Here is a 5,068-nt window from a genome sequence, read left to right as displayed (position 1 = left end):
ACCCGCTGGAACAGCTCCCACAACTCATCCGGCACCAGCCGCTCAACAATCCCCACGCCAGCAGGCTACCGAAGAATCCAAATGAGATGACGTCTAAGGGCCGTCCCGTAAATGATCTCCGAATGGGCGAGCATGGCCGTCTGGCTGGTGACTTGGCGGTCTAGCCAGCGAGGGTGAGGTTGTGCAGGCGGGCGATGCCGAGCATGGCGTGGTGGACTCCGTCGCCCTTGAGGCGGCAGTCGCGGAGGATTTTCCAGGTCTTCATGCGGGCGAAGGCGTGCTCGACGCGGGCACGGGTCTGCTTGTGCGAGCGGTTGTGTTCCTGCTTCCAGTCGGGCAGTTCCTCACCGGCCCGGCGGCGGTGTGGCATCACGAGTCCGGTGCCCGGATAGCCGCCATCGGCGATCGTCAGGGTCTTGCCGACGGCGGCCTTGGCCCCGGATTCCTCCCACGCTCTGCAGTCGTTCCGGTTGCCCGGCAACGGTCGGCCGACCACGACGACCAGACGGGTGTCGGCATCGATGACGACCTGGTGGTTGGTGGAGTACCGATAGTTCTTGGACTGTTCGGCGATCGCGTGGTCCCGGGTAGGGACGAGGGTGCCGTCCACGATGAGCACCGTGTCCTTGCGGAACCCTTTGCGGGGCCGGAGTGCGAGCGACGGCCCGAGATGGTCGATGATGCGGTCGGCCGCGGATTTCGAGATGCCGAACAGCGGGGCCAGCTGGCGCAGCGTCAAGTTCGTGCGCCAGTACGCGGTCACCAGCAGTACGCGGTCCTCCAGTGGCAGGCTCCAGGGGCGGCCTTTGCGTACCGGCTCCGCGCCTTCGCGGCGTAGCGCGGTGATCAGCTTGCGGAAGCAGGACGGGCTCAGCCCGGAGAACGGGGTTATCCAGGAGGGCTCCGACGCCGTGATCACACCAGCCACGGCAAGATCGTCTCACCCGCCGTCCCGCCTCACGGAGGTGCCGGGAAATCCCCGGCCGCCCGTCGCTGTCCGGGCCACAGGTCGTCATACGAGGCGTCCATGAACTGCGCCTGCGGCCCGCGCAGTGCCGACGCGTCGGCTATCTCGCCTCGGGCCGCCTCAGCGAGGCGCGCCGCATAACGATACGTAGCGCCCCGCAAGGGTTCGCTTCTGGCAGCCAGATCGATCTCCGCCTGCGCAAGCCACAGGTCATCGACGAGCTGGTCGAGCACGGGATCGGCTCCGGTCCCGCCACTGGGCGGGCGCGTGAGCGCCGCCTTCTCCACCTGCGCCGCAATGCTCAGGAACTTCAGGATCACGTTCTTCAGCTCTGCACGGTGCGCGGCCGACTCCTGTATCTCAAGCTGCCGGGCGCTCGCTCGCGACACCAGGTACTGGCCAAACAGCGACCCGCCCGCGCCGAGCGCAACACCTGCCAGAGACAACAGCGCCGGCCCCAAGGTTCCCCAAGATCCCATGACAGGAGTCTCTCAACTCACCGCTTGAGAGAGACGGGCTGCCCATGGACAACCCACGCCGGGGCAGTACGGGACGGCCCTTAGGGGGTCCGGATAGCCTGTGCTTCACCGTCACCCAGTAAGGGTCAGATGGCGCGGGAAGGGACGATCTGGAACGAGCCGGTCTCACGTCAGGCGAGTGCGATGATGTCTGTCGTGACGACGACCGGTGTGAGAGGTGGGCTACCTCCCGTTGGCTGGCAATCAGACCTCACGCGACAGCTGGGCGGCCTTGCCGCCGAGGACGCTCGTATTCATGGGCTACATCCGCATGGTTCCAGCAAGGGCGACGGCGCTGGCATCGACCAGTGGTCCGATCTCGACGTTCTGATCGATACTCCGCAGCCGGTGGTGGTGGCCGAAGCCTTCGCCGAGCGGATCGGTTCCCTCGTCGTGCCGCTGTTCGCATCGCAACGCAGCGGCGACTCGCGACGCTACACGCTGCGGATGGTGCTGGTGGATCTGCGACGGATCGACATCACCGCGGCGGTTCCCGCAGGCCCGGGTGCAGGTCCCCCATCCGAGGCGGCTGCAGCGGGCGAGAACAGCGCCATGAAGGAGCTGATCAACGATTTCCGGTTCGACGCAGTTCTGGCGGCCGTCAAGGCGGCGCGCGATGACATCCTGATCGGCGGGCACCTGACCCTGCAGCTCGCCAGGCACGTCCTTGTCGCCGCCATGCTTCTCCGCGACCGGGACGCGGGAACGAACCACCACCGTTTCGGTGGGACTCAGTGGGATGCGTGGGCGACCGTACTCGGGTCGGCGCCGGCCCCCTACACCAGGCAGGGCATCACCAAGGCCATTAGGCACTACACGGACGCACTGGCAGACCTTGTCACGGTATGGGATCCGCGTGCCCGCCTCGACAACGGGCCGCTGTTCGCGCTGTTGGACGCTGTTGAGGATTCGACTCCGCGAAGCAGCTGAAGGCGGGAGATCACTATCCTGCACGAGTGTTCTCATATGACGAGCTGACTCTGCCGGAGCGTGAACTTTGGGAGGCGTTTCCCGAGGGACGCCGTGTGGACCTGCGCACGGGGACGCCCGAGGGTGATCACGTTGGCGGAGGTGGGCAGTGGGGACCTGAACGCACGATCCGGGCAGCCGTGATCACTGCCCTGCTCCTGGGCGCGCACACCGCTCAGCCATGCGCTGTAGCCTGCCTGAGCCTCGTCGGCGCGCGGGTTTCAGGCCACCTCAACGTGGCCGGGGCGCAGATCGACCATCCGCTCTTGCTTGAGGACTGCTGGTTCGAGGAAGGTCTGGACCTCTACGGCGCATCGACCGGGGAGATCTCGATCGTGGGCAGCCGAGTGCCCGGCATCGAAGCCGGATCAACCCGCATCGAAGGGCGTCTCAACCTGCGGCGCACCCTCGTGGAAGAGGATTCCGCCCCGGCCTCCCATCGTCGCGAGGCCGCCTTGTCGCTCATGCACGCCCGTGTGACCGGCGGTGTGATCCTCAGCGGGGCCGAGATCAACGCCTCGCAGGGGTGGGCCGTGTCCGCCGGCGGCCTGGTCACGGAAGGGGGTGTCTTCTGCAGAAACGGATTCGTGGCGCGGGGCGAAGTACGGCTGATGGGAGCTCACCTGCAGGGTGGACTGTTCATGGAGGGCGCGCATCTGCAACGGCCCGGCCCGACCGGGGTGGCCTTGTCCCTGGACAACGTGGTGGCGTCGACGCTCGACTTCTCCCAGGGGTTCACTGCTGATGGAACCGTACGACTGCGCGGTGCCAGAGTGTCGGACAACCTGACCTTCGAGGGAGCCCTTTTGAACGGGCCGCCCGACAGTGATGGCCAGGCCCTGGTCGGCATGCTGATGCAGGCCGTCGACTTCGACTTCACCCTTGCCCGGATACCGACCGGCACGGTGGACCTGCGGGGCGCGCAGGTGTCCTATCTCCATGACAACGAGCACAGCTGGCCGGAGGCGGTGGAGCTGGACGGCTTCGTCTACGGCTCCATCAAGGTGAACGACATGGGTGAGCGACGTGAGGCGGTGGGGCGGCGGGACTCCGTGGCCCGTCGTGTGGAGTGGATACGGCGCAGCCCGGGCTACAGTCCTCAGCCGTACGAGCAGTTGGCGACCTGGTACCGCAAGGCCGGCCACGACGACGACGCCCGCCGGGTGCTCCTGGCCAAGCAGCGTCACCGGCGTCGTACACTGCCCCCGGTCGCGCGCGCCTGGGGGCAACTGCTCGACGTGACTGTCGGCTACGGGTACCGTCCATGGCTGGCTGGCGTCTGGCTTCTGGTACTGGCACTGTTGGGCACGATCGCCTTCCGCACCCACTCCCCGGTCCCTGTGAAGCCGGGTGAGGGCGCTCCGTTCCAGCCCCTCGTCTATACGTTTGACCTCTTGATCCCCATCGGTGGTCTGGGTCAGCGCACCGCCTGGTACTGGACGGACAACGGTCTCCAGTCGCTTGCTTACCTGCTGATCGCCTTGGGATGGGTGCTGACGACAGCCGTCATCGCGGGTGTGACCCGCACACTGCAGAAGAATTGAGGGCCGTCCCGTAGATGCCTCGGCGTGGGCTGTCTGTCGGCGGTCCGGCCATCACCCAGAGCGGGCAGCTGTACCGTAAATGATCTACGCCATGCTGGTTGGCCTGCTCGTTTACCCGTCACCCGGCGAGGGTGAGGTTGTGCAGGCGGGCGATGCCGAGCATGGCGTGGTAGACGCCATCGCCTTTCAGGCGGCAGTCGCGCAGGATCTTCCAGTTCTTCATGCGGGCGAAGACGTGCTCGACGCGGGCGCGGATCTTGCGGTCGGAGGAGTTGTGCTCCTCTTTCCAGGCCGGCAGTTCGGACTGGCCGCGCTCGCGGCGATGTGGGATGACCAGGTCGGTGCCGCGATAGCCGCCGTCGGCGATGACGGTGGTGCGGCCGACGACGTCCTTGGCGCCGGACAGCTCCCACGCCTTGCAGTCGTTGCGGCTGCCGGGCAGTAGCCGGCCGATGGCGACGACGAGCCGGGTGTCGGCGTCGATGACGACCTGGTGGTTGGTGGAGTACCGGTAGTTCTTCGACTGCTCGGCCATCTGGTGGTCGCGGGTGGGGACCAGGGTGCCGTCCACGATGAGCACGGTGTCCTTGCGGAACCGCTTGCGCTGCTGCAGAGCGAGCGTCGGTCCGAGGTGATCGATGATGCGGTCCGCGGCCGACTTCGACACCCCTAACAACGGGGCCAGTTGGCGCAGGGTGAGGTCGGTCCGCCAGTACGCGGTGACCAGGAGGATCCGGCCTTCCAGCCGCAGGCTCCAGGGCCGGCCCTTGCGGACCGGGTCCGCCCCTTCCCGCCGCAGGGCGGTGACCAGTTTGCCGAACTGACGCGAGCTCAGCCCGGTGAACGGGGCTACCAGGAGGGCTCCGACGCCGTGATCACACCAGACACGGCTAGATCATCTCATCAGTAACGGCAGTTACGGGACAGCCCTTAGAGGTCGTTTTATCCCGGTGTTTTATCCCGGAATCTGCCTGTTCGTCTGCGGTGTGGGGTCGCGCCAGGAGATGGTGTTCTCGCCGGTGAGGCGGCGGGTCATGAGGTCGGTCATGGCAATGTGGATCACGGCTTCT

The 5,068-nt window shown here is 66.6% G+C and carries 4 protein-coding genes and 2 pseudogenes; 2 read left to right on the top strand and 4 right to left on the bottom strand.

Going from position 1 to position 5,068, the window contains the following annotated elements; all coding sequences use genetic code 11:
- Window positions 1-160: 160 nt before the first annotated feature.
- Complete coding sequence (locus tag ACZ4SF_RS37955) at window positions 161-928, bottom strand: transposase (protein WP_468393601.1); 768 nt, start codon at window positions 926-928, stop codon at window positions 161-163.
- Between the two features lie 29 nt (window positions 929-957).
- Window positions 958-1,446 (bottom strand): hypothetical protein, encoded by a 489-nt coding sequence (locus tag ACZ4SF_RS37950; RefSeq protein WP_468393598.1) that lies wholly within the window; start codon window positions 1,444-1,446, stop codon window positions 958-960.
- A 195-nt stretch (window positions 1,447-1,641) separates the two neighbouring features.
- On the opposite strand from ACZ4SF_RS37950, the gene ACZ4SF_RS37945 reads away from it, so the two are divergent.
- Both ACZ4SF_RS37945 and ACZ4SF_RS37940 read left to right on the top strand, forming a co-directional pair.
- Window positions 1,642-2,415, top strand: a complete 774-nt coding sequence (locus ACZ4SF_RS37945; protein ID WP_468393595.1) for a hypothetical protein — start codon at window positions 1,642-1,644, stop codon at window positions 2,413-2,415.
- A 26-nt stretch (window positions 2,416-2,441) separates the two neighbouring features.
- Window positions 2,442-3,998 (top strand): oxidoreductase, encoded by a 1,557-nt coding sequence (locus tag ACZ4SF_RS37940; protein ID WP_468393593.1) that lies wholly within the window; start codon window positions 2,442-2,444, stop codon window positions 3,996-3,998.
- 118 nt (window positions 3,999-4,116) lie between these two features.
- Here ACZ4SF_RS37940 and ACZ4SF_RS37935 read toward each other — a convergent pair.
- Window positions 4,117-4,886, bottom strand: a pseudogene (locus tag ACZ4SF_RS37935) (transposase).
- A gap of 67 nt (window positions 4,887-4,953) precedes the next feature.
- Window positions 4,954-5,068, bottom strand: a pseudogene (locus tag ACZ4SF_RS37930) (IS5 family transposase); the annotation flags it as partial.

The organism is Streptomyces sp. NPDC027663 (assembly GCF_055566415.1).
Note: the sequence above shows the minus strand (reverse complement) of the source record. Positions and strands in the feature narration are given on the sequence as shown.